Here is a 21,769-nt window from a genome sequence, read left to right as displayed (position 1 = left end):
GGAAACCGGGCGCGGCCATTTTCTTGCCTACGGACTGCAGCACGGGTGCCCGACCCACGAGCGGCGCAGCCGTCAGACAGGGGTACCCGTGAGCAATACGCTCTCCGACCGCGCCACGCGCCGTGCACGGATCGTATTCGACACATTCCGTTCGATCCACGATCCGCGACTTGCCGCGTGGCTGCTCTTCCGTGCACACCTCTTGCCGGAATGGTCGGTCACCGCCGGCAGCCTCAGCGAGACGGCCCCCGAATCGGCGCTCGGCCAGCTCGGCGTCTTCGGGGTGTGGCGTCTGCTCGCGACCAACAATCGTGAGCTCGCGCGGTGCGCCCGGGTCTTCGTCTCGCCGCGGGCGGCGTTCGACGCCGTCGTCGCCGAACAATCCCGGGTGGAGGAGATGACGGTCACCGCCGTACGCGGCCCGCAGTCGACCACGCACGGATGGGTGATCCGCCGCGGCGACCGTCCCGTTCTCACCGCCGCGCGCTGGTACGAGTCGGCGAGCGAGGCCGCCGCCGCCGGTCGGGCCGCGAGCAACGCCCTGGCCACGGCGACCATCGCGCAGGGCGTGAGCATCGGCACCGCGTCGGGGCGCCGCGCCCGGGTCGTGATGAACGCCCCGTGACCGCAGAGTCCGGACTCATCGCCGGCCGGTTCCGCCTCGAGGGGCTGCTCGGGTCCGGCGGAACGGCGTCGGTGTTCGCCGCGATCGACACGCTCCTGGATCGTCCGGTCGCGATCAAACTGCTGCACCCGCACCTCTCCGAGAGCGAGGCGCTGCGCGAGGCGTTCCTCGACGAGGCGCGGCGCACTTCCGCCGTCGCGCACCCCGGGATCGTCGAGGTCGTCGACGTCGGGACGTTCCAGGACGGCGCCGTGACGATCGCCTGGATCGCCCAGGAGCTCCTCGAGGGCACGACGCTCGCCGAGCACGTGGTCACCCGCGGCCCCCTCGATGCTGCGGCGACGCGACGCGTCGGCCTGATGATCCTCGGTGCGCTCGAGGCAGCGCACACCGCCGGCCTCGTGCACCGCGACGTCTCTCCGGCCAACGTCCTGGTGCGATTCGACGGCACGGAGCCGGTGCGCGCGACGTTGCTCGACTTCGGGCTGGCGGACGCCGCCGGCCGGACAACGCGCGGCGACGACGTGCTGCGCAGTTCCGCATCAGCCACTGCCGGGGTCGTCGGCAACGCGCAGTACGCCTCGCCCGAACAGCTGCGGGGCGAGCCCGTGGGGGTGCCGGGGGACATCTACCAGGTCGGGGGCCTGCTGTACTTCGCGCTGACCGGCCGCGCGCCTTTCGAGGGCGGGAATCGGGATGCCGTTGTGCGGGCGCAATTGCATGCACCGCCCCCGGTTGCGTCCGTGCGGGCGCGCGGGGTGTCGCCCGCGCTCGACCGCGTGCTCGTGCGGGCGATGCTCAAAGATCCCGCGGACCGGTTCGCCGATGCCGCCGAGATGAGGAGCGCGCTGGAGGCGGCAGCTCCCACGCCCGCGCCGGTCGCCGCCACCCGTGTGCTGCGCCCGACCCCGGTGGGTCCGCCGCTCGTCGCCGCACCCGCGGACCCCGACACCGCGACCGGTCGTCCCCGAGGGGAGGCGCCGGGGTGGGTGACCGCGGTCGTCGTCGTCGCCGTCCTCGCTCTCCTCGCCGTTGCTGTCCCCCTCATGGCGTCGGCCGGCCGTCCCGAGCCCGGGGCAGCACCGAGTGCCGCGGCGACCCCGTCGGCGACCGCGGACCCCGGCGTCACGCCGAGCGTGATCACGACGCCCACGGCGGCCGACGATCCCGTCGTCCCCGACCTCCGGTCGCTCCAGGAGATGCTCGCCGCCCTCGAGGGTGCAGGTCTCGTGCCGGGCCCGGTGACAACACAGGACTCCCCGTTCCCCGCGGGGGCGGTGCTCTCTGCCGACCCCGCGGTCGGTCGGTCGGTGCCGCGTGGCACCACGGTGCGTCTCGTCGTGGCATCCGGGACGAACGCCATCCCGCCGGTCGACGGGTGGACGGCCGCCGACGCGGACGCCGCCATCCGCGCGGCCGGGTTCGCGGCCGAGGCGGTGGCCACGGTCTCGGACCGACCGGTCGGGACCGTCGTCGGTTCGGCGCCGGTCGCCGGCGCCTCGGCGCAGGTGGGATCGTCCGTCCGCTTGCTCGTCTCGAGCGGCCGACCGCTTCCACCCCCGCCCAGCCCGACCACATCGGCGACCCCCGCGCCGTCACCGACGGCGACGCCCACCGCGACCCCGGGAGCGTCGTGATCGTCACGCTGTCGCCGAGGTCGTGGCATCCCTCGTTTACCTCCCGGCCAGTCGGCGTGGGCGCTCGCTCCCGGCGGCGTTCACGACTCGGATCTACCGTCGCCAGTGTCGGCGCCCCGAGCCGGCACCAGGGACAACGGGCGAATCGCGTCGCCGGTCGTCTGGACACCGCCCCGAGGCCGACCCCGCTCCGCGGGAGACCGCCGCGGTGCCGTTGCACGACCTGCCCGACGCGACCGACGGAGAGCGCATGACGGACACCACCACGGAGGTTCTCCCTCCCCGCCCCGAGGCGACGGCTTCTCAGCGGCGCTCACTGAAGAGCCGACCGGTGCAGGCGGACCGGGTGTTCCGCTCGGTTTCGTACGCTGCGGGCGGCATCACGGTGGCGATCATGCTGGCCGTGGGTGTCTTTCTCACCGCCCGGGCGGGGGACGCGCTGAGCGTCGCAGGGCCCAGCTTCCTGACGACGCAGGAGTGGTCGCCGGAGACGGGCTCGTTCGGCGTGGCGGCGGTGCTGTTCGGCACCGTCACGATCGCCCTCATCGCCCTGGCCATCTCCGTGCCCCTGGCCATGGGGACCGCGCTGCTCATTAGCGAGATCGTCCCGCCCAAGATCCGATCGCTGCTCATCACCCTCGTCGATCTGATGGCGGCCGTCCCGAGCGTCGTGTTCGGTCTGTGGGGGGTGTTCTTCCTGCAGTCGAACATCATCCCGGTCTCGCAGTGGATCTCCACGTACTTCGGGTGGATCCCGGTCTTTCGCGTCGCGGACGAGACCGGACAACCTCTCACCGATCCCGGCGCCTTCACGTCGTCCGCGTTCATCGCCGGCATCGTGGTGGCGCTGATGGTGGTGCCGACGCAGACCTCGGTCATGCGCGAGGCGTTCTCACAGGCGCCCCTGGGAGAGCGCGAGGGTGCGCTCGCCCTCGGCTCCACGCGCTGGGGAATGATCCGCGCCGTGGTGCTGCCCTTCGGTCGCGGCGGCATCATCGGCGGAACAATGCTGGGCCTCGGCCGCGCGCTGGGCGAGACCATCGCGGTGGTCATGATCATCTCGCCGATCTTCACGATCAACTGGCAGGTGTTGAAGACGGGCACGAACTCCGTGTCCGCCCTCATCGCCCTCCGCTACGGCGAAGCGAGTCAGTTCGGTCTGTCGGCCCTCATGGCTGCCGGCCTCGTGCTGTTCATCATCACCCTCATCGTCAACTTCACCGCGTCGACGATCGTCGCGCGCAGCCGTTCCGGAGCGGAGAGCAACTGATGGCGATCCTCGCCCCCGACGCCCCCGCGGTCGACGCGGACGACCCTGCGGGGCCGTCCGGGCGCACCGTGATCCCCGAGCGGACGGGCCATATCGGCGAACGTCGTGACCTGCGCACGGTCCCCTTCGGCGACACCTTCAACCTCCTGGGCAGCGCAGCGGCCGGCATCGCGCTGGCCACGCTCCTCTTCGGTTTGCTGACGCCGATGACGGGCATCATCGGCTGGCTCATCGTGTCGTTCCTCTGCTTCCTCGGGATCTACGCGGTCCTGTCTTCGCTGCGGGCCGATCGCCTGGCCGTGAGCGAGCGCATCATGACGGCGCTGTTCTACTCCGCCGGTGTCCTCCTCTTGAGCGCCCTGGTCTTCGTCATCTTGTTCACGGTCGTGCGCGGCTATCCCGCGATCACGAACCTGAATTTCTTCGTCGACACGATGAAGCTCGCGGGTCCGCTCGATCCCCTGTCGATGGGCGGTATCGCGCACGCGATCGTGGGCACGCTCATCCAGATCGGCATCGCCCTGGCGATCACGATTCCCCTGGGCATCACGACGGCCGTCTTCCTCAACGAGATCGGCGGCCCCTTCGCCCGCTTCGTGCGGACCATTTCGGATGCCATGACCGCGCTGCCCTCGATCGTTGCCGGTCTGTTCGTCTACGCCGCGGTGGTCACCCTCATCACCCACGAGCGTTCCGGGTTCGCGGCCTCACTGGCGATCAGCGTCATGATGCTGCCGATCGTCATCCGCGCCTCCGACGTCGTGCTCCGGCTGGTCCCGCACAACCTCCGCGAGGCCTCGTACGCGCTGGGGACCAGCCGGTGGCGGACCGTGTGGAGCGTCGTGTTGCCGACGTCCCGTTCAGGGCTGGTCACCGCGGTGATCCTCGGGACCGCGCGCGGCATCGGCGAGACCTCGCCCGTGCTGCTGACCTCGGGCGTGACCGCCGGGTGGAACCTCAACCCCTTCCAGGGGCCGATGATCTCTCTGCCCCTGCAGGTCTTCGATTTCGTCAAGTCGCCCGAGACGAACATGGTCTCCCGTGGCTTCGGTGCCGCCGCGACCCTCGTGCTCCTCGTGCTGACGCTGTTCATCATCGCGCGTCTCATCGGCGGGAAGGGCCCCGGCCAGCTGTCGGACCGTCAGCGCCGCGCCGCAGCGTCGGCGTCGGCGCGCGACCTGCAGCGCATCCTGGCATCTCCGGGGCAGACGCCGGGGGGTCCCACCTCGCGCGCGGAACGTCGCGCGCAGCCCCCCAAGGGCAAGCCCCCCCGTGACCTCCAGTGGCGCCTTGCGCAGCGCGCTCTGGCGCCCCGTCCCGATCGACCCACCGAGGAGAACCCGTCGTGAACGTCCGTACCCGTCTCGTCCGACTGGGGGCGCTGGTCGTCGTCGTGGCCCTCGCGAGCCTGGGCGTCGCGCCCGCCAACGCGGCCGAGGCCTATAAGACGATCACCGGTTCCGGTTCCACGTGGTCGCAGAACGCCCTCGACCAGTGGCGGACCAACGTCGCCAGCAACTACGGAATGACGGTGAACTACGACGGCAAGGGGTCATCAACCGGCCGGAACGACTTCATCAACCAGACGGTCGACTTCGCCGTCAGCGAGATCCCGTTCCAGGCCAACCCGGAGGATGGGTCTCCGCCGGAGAACCCGACGACGGGGTACGCGTACATGCCGATCGTCGCCGGTGGCACGTCGCTGATGTACAACCTCAAGATCGGCGGCAAGCGGGTCACCAACCTGCGCCTGTCGGGCGAGGTCATCGCGAAGATCTTCTCGGGCCAGATCACGAACTGGAACGACCCCGCGGTCCAGGCCGACAACCCGGCCCTGGCCATGCCCGACCGCCCGATCACCCCGGTCTACCGTTCCGACGGCTCGGGAACGAGCGCGCAGTTCACCCTCTGGATGTCGAAGCAGTTCCCCAACATCTGGACGCAGGGCATGCGGTCGCAGTTCCCGCAGATCACCTCCTCGTTCAAGGGACAGAACGGCTCGCTCGGCGTCTCCGGCTACGTGAGCCAGAACTACGGCGAGGGCGCGATCACCTACGTCGAGTACTCGTACGCGAAGGCGTCGGGCTACCCCGTGGCGAAGGTGCTCAACAAGGCCGGGTACTTCGTCGAACCGACCTACCAGTCGGTCGCCGTCGCGCTGATGTCGGCGGTGATCAACCCCGACCTCACCCAGAACCTCGACGGGGTCTACAACAGCGGTGATCCCCGCTCCTACCCCATGTCGAGCTACTCGTACATGATCGTGCCGACGCAGACCAACAACATCTTCACCGTCGAGAAGGGCAAGACCCTCAGCATCTTCGCCTCCTACATGATCTGCGAGGGCCAGCAGTCCGCGAAGGACCTCGGATACTCGCCGCTGCCGATGAACCTCGTGCAGGCCGGGTCCGACGTGATCGCGAAGATCCCGGGCACGGCGGGGGGCGTCGACTTCAACAAGTGCAACAACCCGACGTTCAAGCCGGGGGACTCGCCCTCGAACAACCAGCTCGCGCAGTCGGCACCCAACCCCGCCGAGTGCGACAAGCAGGGGCCGACGCAGTGCCTCGGAGGCACGGGCGGCGCGCAGGAGGAGACGCCCGCAACCGGATCGGGCGGCGTTCCGGGCGGCAGCACGGGCGAGGCGGGTGCTGCCGGAGGGGATACCGCGGGCGGTGCCGCGGCCGCAGCGGCGGGCGCTGCCGCGGCCGGGGGAGAGCCGGTCTACGACGCCAACGGCAACCTGGTCTCGGGTTCGGTGGTCGGGACGGTTTCGGCGGCGGTGTCCTCGCCGTTCACCCTTGCCGACAGCGGCTGGGGCACTCCGCAGTACATCATGCTCGCCGCCGGCATCCTCGTCGTCGCCGCAATCCTCGTGCCTCCCCTCGTCTCGCGCCGTTCGCGACGCGACGGCGCGTAGGGCTGACTCGACCGCGCTCCGGCGGGACCACGCGTCCCACCGGGGGCGCGAGCCTGCCCGAAAGTCCCCCTGATCGGGTGTGAACCGCGTTCGCACCTCCACCACGCGGCGGCGGCGCCTCGTTACCGCCGCGTTCATTCCACAGACACTCGGCCGCCCTTAGCTTCTCGCGAGGGCGCACCCGAGCCCTCGACTCCCGAAGGATCCCCGTGCCCGAGAACCGCGTGCTCACCGGCGAGGCCGCCTCGTCGACGTCGATCACCCCACGACGGCGTGTGCGGGTCCGTCGTGCGCGGGCGCCCCGTTGGATCGCCTCCGTGGCCATCGGCGTCGTCGCCGGCTTCGGGATCTTCGCCGTCACCGGCGGTTCCGGCCTCGTCGCCGGCTCGGTTTCCCGCGCCACGGCCGAGGATTCCTCCGCGGTGACGGTGACGGCCAAGAGTCAGGACGCCGACGTCGTGAACGCGCCCTTCCCCGACCTCGCCGTCACCGTGTCACAGACGCGAGCCCTCGAATCGCAGGGCATCGTCGTGTCGTGGACGGGCGGCAAGGCGTCCACCGTGCCCAGTCAGCAGATCGGTGGAGCGAATTTCCTGCAGGTCTTCCAGTGCTGGGGCTCTGAGGAGAACGACCCGAACAGCCCCGACCGCACCACCTGCCAGTACGGCCTCGGGGGTGTTCCGGGATCGCACCGCGACGACGTCCGCGAGAGCGACGCGTCCGTCGCCGAGCAGGACAAGCCCTACACCGTCCCGAGCGAGGGTTTCGCCAGCCCGACCTTCACCTCGATCCCGTTCCGCGGGGCCAGCGGCAAAGAGGTCGCCTCGGTCAAGGACGGCAAGTACAACTACACCGTCGCCGAAGACGGCACGAAATCGCTGCCCGACATGAACACCAACGAGTTCTTCTCGAAGTACACCACGAACATGGTGTCGTGGGCGGGCTCCGGTGCCGACGGCTCAGGATCGGTCAAATTCGAGGTCCAGACGGCGATGCAGTCGCAGGCGCTGGGCTGCGGCACGCCGCTCACCGCGGCCGACGGCACCGTCTCGGGGTCCAGCTGTTGGCTCGTCATCCTGCCGCGCGGGACGAAGGACTCCGGCTCCTCCTTCATCACCCAGTCCGGGTTGTTCTGGGACGCGTGGAAGCACCGCATCGCGATCAAGCTCGACTTCAAGCCGATCGGCGCCCGCTGTCCCATCGGCGCATCCGAGCGGAAACTGGCCGGCAGCGAGCTCATCTCCCGGGCCGTGTCGTCGTGGCAGCCAGCGGTCTGCAACGCGGCGGGCGGATCGGTCTACTCGGCCATCACGAGCGCCGAGTCCGACGCCGCGCTCGCCGCCAACGGCGTGGATCCCGCCCCCCTTGCGCTGACCTCGCGGGCCCTGAATCCGGAACTCGCCACGGACCGCCTGCGCTACGCGCCCATCGGCATCACGGGGGCCGCGGTCTCGTTCGCCATCGACCGCAATCCGCGCCCCGGCGATCCCAGCGTGCCCGCGGACGTCGCGGGACGCGCAGGGCTGCCGTTCACGTCTCTCAAGCTCACACCGCGCCTGATGGCGAAGCTCTTGACGAATTCGTACCTCGATTCGCTGCCGACCTTCGCTGACCGCCGTCACCTGAGTCACGCGGGTCCGGGCGGTGCCGACGACCGGATCTACAACCCCCGCACGCTCACCTACGACCCCGACTTCCTCGCCATCAATGATCCGGAGTGGGCGTACCAGGCGCTCGCGGCGGCCTCGCTCGCCGACGTGCTGATTCCTCAGGGGCGCTCGGATGCCGCGTGGGCGGTGTGGCAGTACGTCCTCAACGACCAGAGCGCCCGGGACTTCCTCGAGGGCACGCCCGACCCGTGGGGGATGACCGTCAACCCCTGGAGTACGACGAACGCCGACGCGAACCTCTCGGGTTCGGCGCTGTCGCTCCCGCGGGAGGACTTCCCGAAGGCGGACCCCGTCGAGCAGGCCGAGACCGACTCGTCCGGTCCGGTGAACCTCGTCACGTGGCGCCCCTACGTCAAGGACTTCGACTCCGGTGCCTATGACACCCTCCGCGGCGACGGCCTGATCCTCGGCGATTGGAATCCCACGAGTATTCCGCCGAAGTACGGCAAGGCCGACCGCAACCTCCCCGGACGCCAGAGCGTGCTGGCCCTCACCGGCACGGCATCCGCCGCGCGCTACCAGGTGGTCACGGCGGCGCTGCAGAACCCGGCGGGTCAGTTCGTCGAGGCAACGCCCGAGTCGATGGGCGTTGCCGCCGCGGCGATGACGCCCGATCCGCAGCAGCCGCAGGTGTACGGCTTCGACCCCTCGTCGGAGGGCGCGAAGCGCGCCACCGGCGCCTACCCGCTGACGCTCCCGGTGTACGCCGCGGTCAACCCCCGCATGAGCGATGCCGATCTGCGGGCCAGCTACGCCTCCTTCATCCGCTTCGCCTCCACCACGGGGCAGCAGCCCGGGACCTCGATCGGGCAGCTTCCGCAGGGCTACGTCCCGCTGCCGGACGACTGGCGCGCACGGGCGACGGCGGCGGCGGAGGACATCAAGAACGGCACAGTCCCCACCACACCCGCGCCGGCCTCCTCGGGTGCCGGGTCCTCCGGTACGCCGTTCCCCACCGGCAGCATCGTCGGCAGCGCTCCCGCAGCTGCTGCGCCCGCCGCTGTTGCCGCCCCGGCGGGCCCCGCCGATCCCGCGGCCACCGGCACCACCGCGACGGCCCTGGCCGGTGCCACAACGCCCGACGACCCGGATATGGGCGCGATCACCTGGGCACTTCCCGGCAGCGTCCTCGGTGGTCTCGCCTGCGCGCTCGCCGTACCGCTGCTCGGACGCCTCCGCCGACGCCTGTGAGCGCCGTCCCCACGACTTTCCCTCCACCAACTGAACACCCGAAACACAGTGCACTTCCTACGAAAGGTAAATGAGTTGAAGCTCAACAAGCTGGTCGCTCTCGGGGCGGCTTGCGGCATCGCGATCGCCGGTGTCGGCGTCGCAACCTCCGCCTCGGCGGAGCCGGTCTCCAACAGCTACTCGCTGGTCGGATCGGACACCCTGCAGGACTCGATGAACGCCATCGTGAACGGCACGACCATCACCGGTGCGACGGTCCGTGTCACCTCGAACAACAAGACGCTGGGCAACTTCGACGCGTTCGGTTCGGCCGCGATCCAGACCAAGCCCGCCGGTGCCTTCTTCGGTCGTCCCGCCGGCTCGGGTGCCGGTGTGTCGGCGCTGCGCGCCTCGATCACGGGTGCCAACTACACCGGCAACCCCGCCGTGCCTGCTCGTCAGATCCTCGGTCAGGTCGACATCGCCCGTTCGTCCAGCGGCCCTGGCGGCAACGCCAACGCCAACGGCATGCTCGCGTACGTGCCCTACGGCCGTGACGCGCTCGGCTTCGCCTACAAGGGCGGCGACAGCTCGTGGGCCAACCTCACCGCCGCGCAGCTGAAGGCGATCTACGAGTGCACGACCACCACGGTCGGCGGTGTCGCGATCAAGCCCCGTATCCCGCAGAGCGGCTCGGGCACGCGCAGCTTCTTCCTCGGCGCCATCGGCAACCCCACCCTGGGGTCCTGCGTCTCCGACGCCACCGGCACCACGCCCGAGAACGACGCGTCGGTCCTCGGCGCCAACGAGCTGATCCCCTTCAGCGTGGCCAACTGGGTTTCGCAGGCCAACGGCGCGACCGGCATCAACACCACCACCGCTTCGGGCGTCTCGTTCGGCTCGGCGGTCTCGGGTCAGGCCGCGTTCACCGGCACGGCCCCGAGCCTCGTTCCGAACGCGTCCTACTACAGCGACGCCACCTTCGGTCGCGACACCTACCTCGTCGTGGAGTACGCGCGCATCACGCCGTCGGACGCCAAGTACGACGCTTCCCTGGCCAACCTGGTGAACCCCGGCGTCAACAACAGCCTCACCAGCTTCGGTTCGCTCAGCAGCTCGGTCGGCGCGGTCAAGAAGAAGTTCGGCTTCCTCGCCCCGTCCACCACCAACATCCAGCGCGCGTACGCGACGCTCTGACGTTCGATCAACGGATAAGGACACTCTTCCTCTCATGAACATCAAGAAGCTCGGATCGATCGTCGCTGCGGCGACGGCGGTCTCGCTCCTCGCCGGTGGCCTCTCGGCCACCGCGGCCAACGCGGCCACCCCCGCCCCGCAGTTCTACCTGATGGACGGCGGCGACGGCTCGCGCCTTCCCGACGGCAAGGTCATGGCCTGGGATGACCAGGTCATCGCCAGCCCCGGCCCGGAGTTCGCCGACATCGACACCCCGTTCCTCGGCCAGTCGAACGACGCCACCAGCGTCGGCTACTTCATCACCACCCCGGGCACCGAGAACACGCTCTCGTCCTGGACGGCGACCGCCGACGGTGGCTTCACGCCCGGCACGCAGAACATCCTGCAGCCGAACCTCAGCCTGTCGGGCTTCATCGGCGGCAACTGGGCGTCGATCAAGGCCAACGGTGGTGACTACAGCCTCGGCTTCGCGTGGGTCAAGAACAACGGTCTGACCATCGCGAACACCGGTGTGAAGTTCGTCTCCATCCACGTCAACCCCGGCGGCAGCTGGACCTTCGCCGACCAGGCCCCGGCCGCGGCTGAGGTGGCGCCCGTCGTCACGACGACGTCGCTGAACGCCCTCACGAAGGACGCCGCGTTCTCGCAGACGGTTGCCGCCACCGGCACCGCCCCGATCACGTGGGCCGTCACGGCCGGTGCGCTCCCCGCGGGCCTGAGCCTCGACGCCGCCACGGGCGCCATCACGGGCACGCCCACCGCCGCCGGTGCGTACAGCTTCACGCTGACCGCGACCAACGGCGCCGGCTCCGACGACCAGGCCTTCTCGGGCACGGTCGCCGCCACCGCCCCGGTCGAGCCCACGGGTTCGGACGCCAACAAGGTCACGATCCCGGCCCCGGCCGAGGGTGCGACCACGGTCGTCGTCCCCGCCGGTGTCGCCAACGCGAACAAGACGCTGCAGGCCTGGGCCTGGTCCGACCCGACCAACCTCGGTCAGGTGACCACCGACGCCAACGGCGACGCCACGGTCGACGTCTCGTCGCTGCCCTCGGGCACGACCCACACCATCGCCCTGACCCAGCCGGGTGACTCCACCTTCGCGGTTCTCGCGTGGGGTACCGTCACTCTCGCCGGTAAGGCTCCCGCCACCGACGCCGTCGACCTCACGGCCGCCGTCACCGCGAGCGACCTGTGGTCGCTGAACGCCGAGAAGACCCAGGTCGACTTCGGTGACGTGGCTCGTGACCAGAGCACCACCAAGGCGCTCGGCAAGGTCACCGTGGTCGACGACCGCAACGTCCTCAAGGGCTGGGACCTCGGTGCCTCGTGGACGGCGTTCTCGAACGCGTCCGGCGACGAGATCCCCACCAGCGCCCTCACCCTCGCGCCGAAGGCCTACACGGGCTACACCCTCATCGACGGTGTGACCCTGGGCACCGGCACGAAGATCGCGCAGAGCTCGGCCGTCTCGACGCTCCCGACCGGTGCGCTCTTCGACGCCGATCTGACCTTCAAGGCTCCCAAGGACGCCAAGGTCGGCGAGTACCACTCGACGCTGACGGTCACCCTCACCTCCAAGTGAGCTGATCCCAGCTGAGCCCTGCGGGGAGGCCGTTCTCGGCCTCCCCGCAGGGTGCGTTCACCCCTGGGCCGGTGACACTCTCCGTGCCCGCGCCGAACAGCCCTCGTTCACCTTTGCGACACACCTCCGTCGCCCGAATCTGCGGAGATATATCGTGCTCTCCTCGACCCCGCGACCGGCTCCGCGCCGCCTGCTGTCAGCGCTCGGTGCCGCGGTTCTCGTCACCGCCGGACTGGTCGCGACCCTGGTGGCTGCGCCCGCCGCCCACGCCGCCGACGGCGACCAGCCCAGCCCCGCCACCGTCGGCGTGGCCACTCGTCCGGCCGGCGGCGACGGCCGCCCGGACGGGCGCACCCGCTTCAGCTACAGCGCCGATCCCGGGCAGAGTGTCACCGACCAGGTGCTCGTGGGTAACACCGGCACCGAGCGCCAGGACTTCACCGTGTACGCCACGGATGCCTTCAACGGTCAGGACGGCACGTTCTCGCTGCTGCCGACGGCCGACGTCCCCACCTCGGTGGGCGCCTGGCTGCGCTTCGACAACGGTGCGGATCGCATCCAGTTCTCGCTCGAGCCCAATGAGGTGCGACTTCTGCCGTTCACCGTGACGGTGCCCGCCACCGCCACCCCCGGTGACCACGTGGGAGGCCTCGTGGCCTCCGTCGTCGAGGAGGGCCAGCAGGTCAGCCTCGACCGCCGCGTGGCGACCTCGATCTTCGCCCGCGTCTCGGGCGAGCTTCAGCCGCAGCTTTCGATCACCAGCTATTCGGCCTCCTACGAGGGTGACTGGTGGAACCCCTTCGCCGGGAGCATCCGTCTGCGTTACACCGTGACCAACCCCGGCAACGTCGCGCTCGCGGGCAACATCACCTCCGGTGTGCGCACGTGGCTCGGGATCCCGGCCACCGGTGAGCGTGGCGGCAGCATCCCCGTGCTCCTGCCGGGCAACACCGCGTCGTACGACTTCACCGTCAACGGGGTGGGGCAGTGGTTCTACCTGAACCCGGGCACCACGCTGAGCCCTTTCGTGGAGTCGTCGGATACCGCTCTGCAGCTGCCGGTCACGGCGGTCTCGCGCGACACGGTGGTCTTCGCCGTGCCGTGGACGGTGCTGATCCTCCTCGTGCTCGCCGCGGGCGTCGTGCTGCTGCTGCGGTGGCGTCGTCGCCGCGACGAGGAGCGGGCTCAGGAGTGGGTGGACTACATGCAGCGCGCCGCCGCGGCCGAGGCCGCCGAGAAGTCCGATCTGCACGAGGCCGCTCGATGAGGCGACGTGTCGGCTCCGCGCTCGGCGTGGCCGCGGTCATTCTGGCCGCCGTGTTGCCGACCCTGCCCGCGGCCGCGGAAGACCCGTCGAGCGGGACGCCGTTGAGCGTCAACGTCACCGACGGCAGCACCGCCGCTCCGACCCCCACCCCCAGTGTCAGCAGCAGCGCCTCACCGTCCGCCGTCGTGCCGGTGACCGGTCCGGCCGCGCGTCCCGGCGGTTCGACCGGTTCGACCGGAGGATCCGGCACCGGCGGTGCGACCGTGCCCGGCGGGGGTCCCGGCGCCGGGGCTCCCACGGGCTCGACGGATCCCGCTGACGAGGTGAACGTCGCCGGCATGCTCTACATCGGGGGCATCAACGGCACGGGCGCTCCGGCGTTGAACCCCGCCGAGGGGACGGTCACCGTCTGGTTCACCGTGCGCAACGCATCGAAGAGCGTGATCGACGCCACGGCATCCTTCTGGCTGGACGGCGCGATCTTCAACAATCGCCTGGACACCGTCGAGGACGTCCCCGTCGCTGCCTTGCAGCCGGGGGAGACCCGCGTGGTCTCGGCGGAGTTGCAGCACGGCGGGCAGTGGACCCTCCTGTCGACGCACGCGACCCTCACTCCGCCGGAGACGGTCGACGGCACGGCGCTGACTCCGGTGACCCGTGACGCCCTCGTGTTCCTCTTCCCGTGGCTGATCGTGCTCGTCGTGGTTCTGCTCGTCCTGACGTACGTGCTGGTCCGCGTGCTCCGCTCGGTGCTCGCCACCGCTCCCGCCCCGGCGGCCGCCGCATGACGATCGAGGAGCGCCCCGTCCCGTCTGCGCCGCCGTCTCCACCGCGCCGGGCCCCGCGTCGCCGCCCGCAGTACGCCCCCCTCAGCCCCGTGCAGGTGTTCGTGCGCGGAGCTGCCGCGTCGCTGGCCGTGCTCGTGCTGGCGTTCCTGGTGAACGTCCTCGTGGTCAGCCAGGTGATGCACTTCGCCTCCCAGCAGCAGCTTCGCGACACGTACCGCGCGCAGCTCGCCGCCGGCACCGCTCCGGTCAGCGAGGGCGATTTCGAAGACCACCTGCTCGCCGACGGTGCCCCCGTCGGTCTCCTGTCGATTCCGCAGCTCGGCATCGACGAGGTCATCGTCGAGGGAACCACCTCGAGCGATCTCCGGCTGGGTCCGGGCCATCGTCGTGACACCGTGCTGCCCGGTCAGGCGGGGGTGAGCGTCGTGATGGGGCGCGCCGCCGCCTTCGGCGGACCCTTCGGCCCCCTCCAGTCCCTGCAGCCGGGCGAGAGCTTCACCGTGCGCACGGGTCAGGGGGAGCAGATCTTCGAGGTGCTCGGTGTCCGGTACGCCGGCGACCCGACCCCACCGGCCCCGGCTCGCGGGGAGAGCCGCCTCATCCTGATGACGGCACGGGGGGCCCCGTACCTCCCGAGTGGGGTCGCCTACGTGGATGCCAAGCTCGTCGGTGACGCGCAGGCGCGGGGTCCGCGCCAGAGCACCACGATGACCCTGCCCCCGCAGGCGCAGGCCATGGCCACCGACATGAGGACCGTCTGGGCGCTGGTGTTCGCCCTGCAGTTCCTCGTGGTCGCGGAGTTCGTCGCCGTCTGGTCGTATCGCCGTGTCGGCTGGCAGAAGACATGGATCGTCTTCGCCCCCATCCTGCTGCTGGCGAGCGTCTTCGTCTCCGACCAGCTCATCCGTCTCCTCCCGAACCTCCTCTGACCCGAAGGCCGCACATGACCGACCGCCGCGATCCCGATGTCGATGGCTCCGTCTCCCCCTCCGGCGACGAGCCCGCCGATCCCTTCATGACCGACGTCCTCAGCTCCGACGACGTTCGCGTGCTCGACGAGGTCGTGTTCGAGTCCGCGCCGCTGGGCGCCGCCACTCCGGGTTTCGGTGAGAGCCCCGCTGCGACCGCGGATACCCGCGCCGGACTGGGCATCGTGCACCGCCGTTCGCGTCGAGGGGGCCTCTTCGGCCGCCGCGACGCGGAAGCGGTGCCGACCGCCGGCGCCGACGAGGTGACGAGCGTCATCCCCGCCCCGGGCGAGGCCGGTCTGGCCGCCGCCGCCGCGCCGGCCGCGGTCGTCGCTCCCGTACAGGTGGCGGAGGCGGAGCCGATCCGGTCGGTCCCCGTCGATCCTGCCTCGCTGTCCGAGCTGGACGCTCGCTCCATCTCGGCCTGGTTCGGTGACCACCAGGTTCTTCTGGACGTGTCGCTGACCATGCCCCGCGGGCAGGTCACGGCGCTCATCGGTCCGTCGGGATGCGGTAAGTCGACCTTCCTGCGGATCCTCAACCGCATGCACGAACTCGTCCCCTCGGCCTCGCTCGCGGGCGAGGTGCGGCTCGACGGCGACGACATCTACGACTCGACCCACCGGCTCATCGACGCGCGCAAGAACATCGGCATGGTGTTCCAGAAGCCCAACCCCTTCCCGGCGATGTCGATCTACGACAACGTCATCGCGGGTCTGAAGCTCACCGGCACACGCGCCTCGCGCGACGAGAAGGACTACCTCGTCGAGCGGTCGCTGGCCTCCGCCGGTCTGTGGAATGAGGTCAAGGACCGCCTCCGCGCCCCGGGCGGCGGCCTCTCGGGCGGACAGCAGCAGCGCCTCTGCATCGCGCGGTCCCTGGCCATCAAGCCCAAGGTCCTGCTGATGGACGAGCCGTGTTCGGCTCTGGACCCCACGTCGACCCGCGTCATTGAAGAGACGATGGGGGAACTCCAGAAGGAACTCACGATCGTCATCGTCACGCACAACATGCAGCAGGCGCAGCGTGTGTCTCAGCAGTGCGCCTTCTTCCTGGCATCCCAGGGTCAGCCGGGCCACATCGTCGAGCACGGTGACACCGAGGCCATGTTCGACTCGCCCATCGACCCCCGCACGTACGACTACGTGAACGGCCGCTTCGGATGATCCGGCGCCGGCGTTCCCTGGCTGTTCTGGTGGCGGCCGCGGCGGTCCTGGCGCTTCCCGGTCCTGGCGCGTGGGCGGATGCCGATGCTTTCGTGCCCGTCACCGGTTCCGGTTCCACGTGGGCGCAGAACGCCCTCGAGCAGTGGCGCTCCGACGTGGCGACCCTCGACGGCTTGACCGTGAACTACCACGGGACGGGGTCGACGGCCGGCCGGAACGACTTCATCACTCAGACGGTCGATTTCGCCGTGAGCGAGCTGCCGTTCCAGGCGAACCCCGAGGATGGGTCTCCGCCGGAGAACCCGACGACGGGGTACGCGTACATGCCGATCGTCGCCGGTGGCACGTCGCTGATGTACAACCTCACGATCGACGGGCAGCGCGTGAGCGACCTGCGCCTGTCGGGTGAGGTCATCGCGAAGATCTTCACGGGCCAGATCACGAACTGGAACGACCCCGCGGTCCAGGCCGACAACCCGTCGCTCGCGATGCCCGACCGTTCGATCACCCCGGTGTACCGGTTGGATGGTTCGGGCACCAGCGCGCAGCTCACACAGTGGATGTCGACGCGATTCCCGAACATCTGGACGCACGGCGTGCGGTCGCAGTTCCCGCAGATCACCTCCTCGTTCAAGGGGCAGAACGGTTCGCTCGGCGTCGCGGGCTACGTGAGCCAGAGCTCCGGCGAGGGCGCGATCACGTACGTCGAGTACTCGTACGCGAAGGCGTCGGGCTTCCCCGTGGCGAAGGTGCTCAACGAGGCGGGGTACTACGTGGCCCCGACCCCGGAGGCGGTCTCCATCGCTCTGCTGGGGGCGCAGGCGCGCGCGGATGGCTCCCTCGACCTGACGGGCGTGAGCGGCAACACCGACCCGCGTGCCTACCCGATCTCCTCCGCGTCGTCCATGATCGTCCCGACGCAGACGAACCGGATCTTCACGGCCGACAAGGGCCGCGCACTCGCCAGATTCCTCTCCCATGCGCTCTGCGCGGGTCAGCAACGTGGGCCCGGCCTCGGCTACGCGGCGTTGCCGCTGCCTCTCGTGAAGGAGGCCGCGGCGCGGGTCGCCGACATCCCCGGCGCGCCCGGCCCCGTCGATCTGGCAGGCTGCGCCAACCCGATGTTCGGCCCCGGCGACACCGTCTCCGACAACGTCCTGCTGCGCACGGCGCCGATGCCCCCGGCCGCCGACAAGCTCGCCGGTGTGGTCGCCCTCGCCGATCTCACCGAGGCGCGTCGCACGCTGACGGTCGACCTCGTAGACGGCGGCCCGCGGGTGCGGGTGAGCGCCGGCGCGACGTGGGCGGGAACGACGCTCCGAGCGGGAACGTTCTCGCCGACGGCCACCCTCGGACAGGTGACTTTGGATGCCACGGGCGCAGCGGCCATCGACCTGCCGGCCACGCTCGCCCCGGGCGCCGTGGTGCCGCTCTACCTCGCACAGAGCGATGGCACGGTGGTCGCGTGGAACACGGTAACGATCCCGCCCGTCGGTTTCCCGCACCGCGTGGAGGGCGACATGATGGCCACGGTCACGGCATCCGGTATGTTCCAGCTCTCTGCGCCGGCGTCGGCGGCGGTGGACTTCGCCGACCTGCGGCGCGAGGTGACGTCCGCGGCCCGCACGCTCGGCCGCTTCACCGTCACCGACGACCGCGAGACTCTCTCGGGATGGAGCCTGCAGATCTCCGTCGCCGATTTCGTCGGCGTCGCAGACCCGACCGCGACGTTCTCGTCCAGCGCACTGGGTTTCGCGCCCGAGCAGGTGACGCTCCCCGCGGGTGTCGTCCTGACGGGCCCGCAGGAGGCCGGATCGGCGGTGTATCCCGCGGTACTGGCGACGGGCGACCCGGAGACGTCCACGGCCCTCGCGGGGGCGACACTGGATGCCGCCCTGACCCTGCGCGTCCCGACGGGCACCCCCGTCGGTGCCTACCGTTCCACGTTGACACTCACACTCATCGCGCGCTGACTACCGCCGTGCCCGGGCCCGCGAGCGCACGACGCTCGACAGCGTGGCGCGGACCGGCTGCCCGAGGTAGATGCCGAGTGACGCGCCGACGGCGAGGGCGATGCCGATGGTCGCCGCGCCCACGAGGGTCGTGACTCCCGTCATCAACACGGCGGCGTCGTCGCCCGACTCGACGATCCCCAGGAGCCCGCGGAACACCGCGGCACCGGGCACCATCGGCAGAATCGCGGCGGTGGTGATCGCCACCGACGGCACGTGCAGCCGGTAGGCGACGACGATGCCGATGAAGCTCGCGACGAACGCTCCGACGCCGCTGGCCGCGGCCACCTCGAATCCGACGGCCGATGCCCCGACGTAGCCCACCCACGCGATGAGGCTCAGCGCGGCGCTCACGAGCACGATGCGGGCACCCGCGCCGTTGTAGATGGCCACCGCGATCGCGATGACCGCGGCCCCGGTGAACTGCAGGGGCAGCGGCCCGAGCGGCAGCGCCATCGACGGCGGTGACATCCCGAGGCCGAGCACGCGGACGGTCTCGAGCCCCGCGAGGATTCCCAGGACGACGCCCAACGTCTGCGTCGTGAGTTCGAGAATTCGCCCCGTGGCGGTGAGGGCGAAGCCGTCGATGGCATCCTGGGCCGCCCCGACGACCGTGAGGCCCGCGAGCATGAGGACGATGCCGGCCGCGACGATCACCGACGGCCGGATATCCTCGGCCGCCGCGACCCCGGTGTATCGCAGGAGTGGCGACAGGGCCGCGACGACGGTGAGCACGAACCCGCCGGCGATCTGCGCGAAGAAGTACGGCACGCGGGCCTTCGCGAGCAGGTGCTGCGTCGTCGCGGCGAGAGCCGCCGCCACGAACGACAGCACCAGCGCGAGCCAGTTCGCCCCGAACATGATCGCGACGCCGAGGGCGAGCGTCGCCTGGGCCACGATGACCGCCGTCGGGCGGTACCGGAACGGGAGACGTCGGATCGCGCGACAGCGGGCGATGGCCGCATCGAGCTCGAGCCCCTCGGTGATCTCGGTCACCAGCGCCTGCAGTCGCTGCAGCTTGGCGTGGTCGGGCACCGACCCGCGCACCACGCGCAGCAGCGTCGTGGGGCGCGCTGCCCCGGGCAGACTGTGCGCGATCGTGACGGAGTTGTAGGTCACGTCGACGTGCACGGTGTCGAGTCCGTACGCCGCGCACACGCGCACGATCGTGAGCGTGACCTCGCTGGCGGGGGCGCCCACGACGAGCATCGTCTCGCCGATCCGAATGGCGAGGTCGAGGACGCGGGCGGCGAGGGCGTCGTCGATGGCCGTGAGCATCTGGGTCTCGGGCGCGGTCGACTCGTCGGTGTGGACGAGACGGCGCACAGACGACAGCCATCGACCGGGGGTGGGGGGCATCCGATCGCTCCAGAGACGCGGGTGGGGCGGAACCCGATGATCCTATCCGGGGCGGATGACCGTCCGCCGGGTGCCCGCATGGCGGTGGCGACATGCGGGCGCCTCTAAGATGAACCCTCGGGTGCGGCATCCGAGCGCCCCGTCGTGGCATCCCGACGCCCGACCCATCCGGGAGTTCCTTCTTATGGCGCTGATCGTCCAGAAGTATGGCGGTTCGTCCGTCGCCGACGCCGAGAGCATCAAGCGCGTCGCCAAGCGCATCGTCGACACCCGCCGCGCGGGGCACGAGGTCGTCGTGGCGGTGAGCGCGATGGGTGACACCACCGACGAGCTGCTCGACCTCGCAGGACAAGTCGCCCCCATCCCCGCGCCGCGCGAGCTCGACATGCTCCTCTCCAGCGGGGAGCGCATCTCGATGGCGCTGCTGGCCATGGCTATCCACTCGATGGGCTTCGAGGCGCGCTCCTTCACCGGTAGCCAGGCCGGAATGATCACGGATGCCACGCACGGCGCCGCGCGCATCGTCGACGTCACGCCCGTGCGCCTGCGCGAAGCGCTCGACGAGGGCGCGATCGTCATCGTCGCCGGCTTCCAGGGTTTCAACCGCGACACCCGCGACATCACCACGCTCGGCCGTGGCGGCTCCGACACCACCGCCGTCGCGCTCGCCGCCGCCCTGAACGCTGACGTGTGCGAGATCTACAGCGACGTCGACGGCATCTTCACCGCCGACCCGCGCGTGGTCCCGCTGGCCCGCAAGCTCGAGCGCGTCGGAAGCGAAGAGATGCTGGAGCTCGCCGCCAACGGCGCGAAGGTGCTCTACATCCGCGCCGTCGAGTACGCGCGCCGTCACGGCGTCCTCATCCACGCCCGGTCCACGTTCAGTTCGGGCGAGGGCACGTGGGTGCTCGACGCCTCGAAGAAGTCCCCGCTCGTCCCCGAGGGAGCCACCATGGAAGAGCCCATCGTCGCCGGCGTCGCCACCGACCTCAGCCAGGCCAAGATCACCGTCATCGGCGTGCCCGACGTGCCCGGCAAGGCCGCCGACATCTTCAAGATCGTCGCCAAGTCCGGCGCCAATGTCGACATGATCGTGCAGAACGTCTCGGCCGCGGCCACGGGGCGCACCGACATCTCGTTCACGCTGCCCAAGACCGACGCCGCGACCGCGCTCAAGGCGCTCGCGGGCGAGCAGTCCGAGGTCGGTTTCGAGAGCCTCGTGCACGACGATCAGATCGGCAAGCTCTCGGTCGTGGGCGCGGGCATGCGCACGCACTCGGGTGTCTCGGCGACGCTGTTCGAGGCGCTGAGCCTCGCGGGCGTCAACATCGAGATGATTTCGACCTCCGAGATCCGCATCTCGGTCGTGGTGCGCGGGGTCGACCTCGCCGAGGCCGCCCGCCTGGTGCACACGGCCTACGGCCTCGACGGCGACGCCGAGGCCACGGTGCACGCCGGCACCGGTCGCTGACCCGCAGACTGTCAGCGCGTCCGAAGGTGCGCCCGCTACATTTCGCGCACCGAAAGGAGGGCGAAATGGCACGCACGGGCTCGGTTCATCGGTCGCGCTGGTGGTGGGGGATCGGCGCGGCAGTCGTCGTCGTGGCCGTCGTGGTGCTCGGTCTGGTCTTCCAGCCGTGGCTCCTCTTCGTGAACGTGCGGGTCGACGACGCGATCCCTTCTGCCGTCGCTCCCACCGCGGCGGCCACGTCCGCTGCGCCCGATCCCGTCGCGACGACGACCGCGGAGCCGGCTGCCCCGGCGCCTCCCGCGGGGCCGGTCGACCTGTCGACCGGAACGTTCATCAGTCACGAGCACGAGACAACCGGAACAGTCCGGGTCATCGAGAACCCCGACGGGTCGCGACAGCTCGCCCTCGTCGGTCTGGCGACCTCGAACGGCCCCGATATCCACGTCTGGCTCAGCGCCGGGCCCGTCGTCGAAGGCACCGACGGATGGTTCACCGCCGGCGGGTACGACCACGTCGACCTCGGACCGATCAAGGGCAACCTCGGCGACCAGCTCTACGACATCCCCGCCGACGTCGACCTGTCGGTGTTCCGCAGTGTCGACCTGTGGTGCGTGCAGTTCGGCGTCTCGTTCGGGGCGGCCGCCCTCGCATAGTCCACGGCTTC

16 protein-coding genes are annotated in these 21,769 nt (G+C 70.4%); 15 read left to right on the top strand and 1 reads right to left on the bottom strand.

The genetic code is table 11. The features are described from left to right. Positions 1-88: 88 nt before the first annotated feature. The 13 genes from ACU6WY_RS10880 to pstS (ACU6WY_RS10820) all read left to right on the top strand — a co-directional run bounded on the left by ACU6WY_RS10880 (position 89) and on the right by pstS (ACU6WY_RS10820) (position 18,236). Complete coding sequence (locus ACU6WY_RS10880) at positions 89-625, top strand: hypothetical protein (RefSeq protein WP_483819672.1); 537 nt, start codon at positions 89-91, stop codon at positions 623-625. Beyond that, positions 622-2,262, top strand: coding sequence for a serine/threonine protein kinase (locus tag ACU6WY_RS10875; RefSeq protein ID WP_483819671.1), 1,641 nt, complete (start codon positions 622-624; stop codon positions 2,260-2,262). Before ACU6WY_RS10880 ends, ACU6WY_RS10875 begins: the two co-directional genes overlap by 4 nt. A 250-nt stretch (positions 2,263-2,512) precedes the next feature. Then, positions 2,513-3,532: a phosphate ABC transporter permease subunit PstC gene (gene pstC, locus ACU6WY_RS10870; protein WP_483819670.1), complete on the top strand. Its 1,020-nt coding sequence runs from the start codon at positions 2,513-2,515 to the stop codon at positions 3,530-3,532. Beyond that, positions 3,532-4,881 carry a phosphate ABC transporter permease PstA gene (pstA, locus tag ACU6WY_RS10865; RefSeq protein ID WP_483819669.1) on the top strand — a complete coding sequence of 450 codons (1,350 nt, stop codon included), beginning with the start codon at positions 3,532-3,534 and terminating at the stop codon, positions 4,879-4,881. The genes pstC and pstA overlap by 1 nt, the downstream gene beginning before the upstream one ends. Continuing rightward, complete coding sequence (gene pstS, locus ACU6WY_RS10860; RefSeq protein ID WP_483819668.1) at positions 4,878-6,452, top strand: phosphate ABC transporter substrate-binding protein PstS; 1,575 nt, start codon at positions 4,878-4,880, stop codon at positions 6,450-6,452. The genes pstA and pstS (ACU6WY_RS10860) overlap by 4 nt, the downstream gene beginning before the upstream one ends. A gap of 209 nt (positions 6,453-6,661) precedes the next feature. Further along, positions 6,662-9,313: a type 2 periplasmic-binding domain-containing protein gene (locus tag ACU6WY_RS10855; protein ID WP_483819667.1), complete on the top strand. Its 2,652-nt coding sequence runs from the start codon at positions 6,662-6,664 to the stop codon at positions 9,311-9,313. A gap of 75 nt (positions 9,314-9,388) precedes the next feature. Beyond that, a complete protein-coding gene (locus ACU6WY_RS10850) occupies positions 9,389-10,489 on the top strand; it encodes a hypothetical protein (protein WP_483819666.1) in 1,101 nt (366 codons plus the stop codon). A gap of 34 nt (positions 10,490-10,523) precedes the next feature. Further along, entirely contained in the window at positions 10,524-12,074 is a 1,551-nt protein-coding gene (locus ACU6WY_RS10845) for an Ig domain-containing protein (RefSeq protein WP_483819665.1), read from the top strand. A 154-nt stretch (positions 12,075-12,228) separates the two neighbouring features. After that, positions 12,229-13,341: a hypothetical protein gene (locus ACU6WY_RS10840; protein WP_483819664.1), complete on the top strand. Its 1,113-nt coding sequence runs from the start codon at positions 12,229-12,231 to the stop codon at positions 13,339-13,341. After that, the gene (locus ACU6WY_RS10835; RefSeq protein WP_483819663.1) at positions 13,338-14,129 is read left to right on the top strand and encodes a hypothetical protein; all 792 of its coding nucleotides are present in this window, start codon (positions 13,338-13,340) and stop codon (positions 14,127-14,129) included. Before ACU6WY_RS10840 ends, ACU6WY_RS10835 begins: the two co-directional genes overlap by 4 nt. After that, positions 14,126-15,058: a sortase domain-containing protein gene (locus ACU6WY_RS10830; RefSeq protein WP_483819662.1), complete on the top strand. Its 933-nt coding sequence runs from the start codon at positions 14,126-14,128 to the stop codon at positions 15,056-15,058. Before ACU6WY_RS10835 ends, ACU6WY_RS10830 begins: the two co-directional genes overlap by 4 nt. 431 nt (positions 15,059-15,489) lie before the next feature. Beyond that, positions 15,490-16,263, top strand: coding sequence for a phosphate ABC transporter ATP-binding protein (locus tag ACU6WY_RS10825; RefSeq protein WP_483821907.1), 774 nt, complete (start codon positions 15,490-15,492; stop codon positions 16,261-16,263). Further along, positions 16,260-18,236: a phosphate ABC transporter substrate-binding protein PstS gene (gene pstS, locus ACU6WY_RS10820; RefSeq protein ID WP_483819661.1), complete on the top strand. Its 1,977-nt coding sequence runs from the start codon at positions 16,260-16,262 to the stop codon at positions 18,234-18,236. Before ACU6WY_RS10825 ends, pstS (ACU6WY_RS10820) begins: the two co-directional genes overlap by 4 nt. Here pstS (ACU6WY_RS10820) and ACU6WY_RS10815 read toward each other — a convergent pair whose 3' ends face one another. Then, entirely contained in the window at positions 18,237-19,634 is a 1,398-nt protein-coding gene (locus tag ACU6WY_RS10815) for a threonine/serine exporter family protein (RefSeq protein ID WP_483819660.1), read from the bottom strand. 184 nt (positions 19,635-19,818) lie between these two features. Between ACU6WY_RS10815 and ACU6WY_RS10810 the strand changes: the two genes are divergently transcribed. Continuing rightward, the gene (locus ACU6WY_RS10810; RefSeq protein WP_483821906.1) at positions 19,819-21,105 is read left to right on the top strand and encodes an aspartate kinase; all 1,287 of its coding nucleotides are present in this window, start codon (positions 19,819-19,821) and stop codon (positions 21,103-21,105) included. 65 nt (positions 21,106-21,170) lie between these two features. Further along, the gene (locus ACU6WY_RS10805; RefSeq protein WP_483819659.1) at positions 21,171-21,758 is read left to right on the top strand and encodes a DM13 domain-containing protein; all 588 of its coding nucleotides are present in this window, start codon (positions 21,171-21,173) and stop codon (positions 21,756-21,758) included. Positions 21,759-21,769 lie beyond the last annotated feature (11 nt).

The sequence above is a fragment of the Microbacterium sp. ZW3a genome (assembly GCF_057167165.1).
This window is presented reverse-complemented; position numbering and strand designations above follow the sequence as displayed.